We start from the raw sequence: 1,913 nt of genomic DNA on the forward strand, positions 1-1,913 counted from the left end.
GGCGAGTAGCCGGGGGCATCTCAGCCCCCGGCTCTCTCAGAACCGTGCGTAAACCTCTCGATTTACACGGCTCCCATCATCCGGTCGTTCACGGTCACGGCTTGACGAGTTGCCAGTGGGCGAAGCCCCTGGGGTAGAGCGCTGCGGCTCTGCCCAGGGCGTCTCGCGCTCGCATCCGTCGTCGGCGGTACCGCTTGTATTTCCGCACGATCCACCGGACCAGGTAGTCGTTGATCCGGTTGAGGCTGGGGACCAACGCGGACGGGTAGAACCGACCGTAGTAATTGATCCAACCTCGCACCACGGCGTTGATCTCGCGTGCGAGGTCCTTCAGGCTTGATCCACTGCGCAGGTGCAGCCGCCAGGCGCGGATCTGCGCGCGGATGCGTTTGGCGGCCTCGTCACTGATGGCCGGATTGAAGCTGAAGAAGTAGTCACCCTTCTTCGTCCGGACCTTCCGCACGCGAAACCCGTACCCGAGGAAGGTGAGCGAGGTGTGTTCGTACGAGCCACGCCTCTTGCCGTCCTTGCAGTACACGATGCGGGTTTTCTCGGGATGCAGCTGCAACCCCCCGCATTCGTCCAGTCGCTGCGCGATCGCCTCCCGCACCTGGTGCGCTTCGGCTTCACTACGACAGTGGATCACCACGTCATCGCAATACCGTTCGAAGGTGACGCCCGGGTGTTCCCGAGCCATCCACGCATCGAACGCGTAGTGCATGAACAGGTTGGCGAGCAACGGTGAGATCGCCGAACCCTGCGGGCTCCCGCGATCTCGGGCGATCAACGTGCCGTCCTGCCGCTGGAGCGGGGCCTTGAGCCATCGCTCCACGTACAGCAAGACCCACTTTTGATCGGTGTGATGGGCTACCGCCTTGAGAACCAGATCATGATCGAGATTGTCGAAGAATCCTTTGACATCAAGATCGATGACCCAGTCGGTCCGCCAGCAGCGCTCTCGGCACGCCCCCACCGCATCCAGCGCGCTCTTGCGGGGCCGATACCCATAGGAGTCAGGGTGGAAGATCTTCTCCACCTCAGGCTCCAGGACCATGGCCGCCACCGTTTGCGCGATCCGATCAGCAACAGAAGGAACGCCGAGAACCCGAACCCCCTTGCCTCCCGGCTTAGGGATCTCCACCATCCGCACCGGCGGCGGGAAGTAACAGCCCGACGACATCCGATTCCACAGCTTGTACAGGTTTCCCTTCAGGTCCTGTTCGAACTGCTCGATCGACTGTCCGTCGACTCCCGCCGCGCCCTTGTTGGCCTTCACCCTCCGGTAAGCCTCGTAGACCATGTGTTTGGAAATCTCGAACGACTTCGGCCCGCTCATCTGGCTCCTCCCGGCAACGCCGGTTGACCACCGAACCGACCAGGATGACCCGTCCCCTTCGCTCCACCCGCATTACCGGGTTTCATCGCTACTACGAGACGGTCCGCCCCCGTGCCCCGCGACGGTACTCGGCCTCTTGCGGCGTGGACCGCTTGAGGATCTCCCTCTCGCCGCCACCCATACGGGCCGGCGACAGTATCGGGGCGACAGGTTCCCACGTTCCGCGCAAAAGCCCAGGCCAGGCTCGCGCCGCCTACATGCCGGACGCCGTCTGGGCAGTCGGCAGGCTCCCCCCAGACTTGTCCCGGAGTCCAGGTCATGCTCCGGTTTCGACGCCATTGAAGTTTCTTACGACACGTCATCAGCGGTTCGCTCTCGCTCGCCTTCCTGACCCACACCTGACGCGATCACGTCGCGCCTTTTCCCGCAGCGCTCACCACGAACGGCACTTAACCGACGCAGCCTGCGGTGGTTTGGAACCTCCCCCTGCAGGGCGATCCCGGAGGACCTACCTCCATCTCTTGCACAGCACCGCTTCCAGAAGCTCTTACATCAACGCCTCCTTCAGCGTTCGTGG

At 63.0% G+C, this 1,913-nt stretch carries 1 protein-coding gene; it reads right to left on the reverse strand.

Translation table 11 applies throughout. The features are described from left to right. Window positions 1-94: 94 nt before the first annotated feature. Complete coding sequence (ltrA, locus tag AB0F17_RS66380) at window positions 95-1,336, reverse strand: group II intron reverse transcriptase/maturase (protein WP_358047837.1); 1,242 nt, start codon at window positions 1,334-1,336, stop codon at window positions 95-97. Window positions 1,337-1,913: the final 577 nt, after the last annotated feature.

The sequence above is a fragment of the Nonomuraea sp. NPDC026600 genome (assembly GCF_040638335.1).
Taxonomy (GTDB): domain Bacteria; phylum Actinomycetota; class Actinomycetes; order Streptosporangiales; family Streptosporangiaceae; genus Nonomuraea.

Bases quoted from the DNA above. Each gene is read 5' to 3' on its own strand.
- ltrA (WP_358047837.1), bottom strand. From the start codon at position 1,336: ATGAGCGGGCCGAAGTCGTTCGAGATTTCCAAACACATGGTCTACGAG.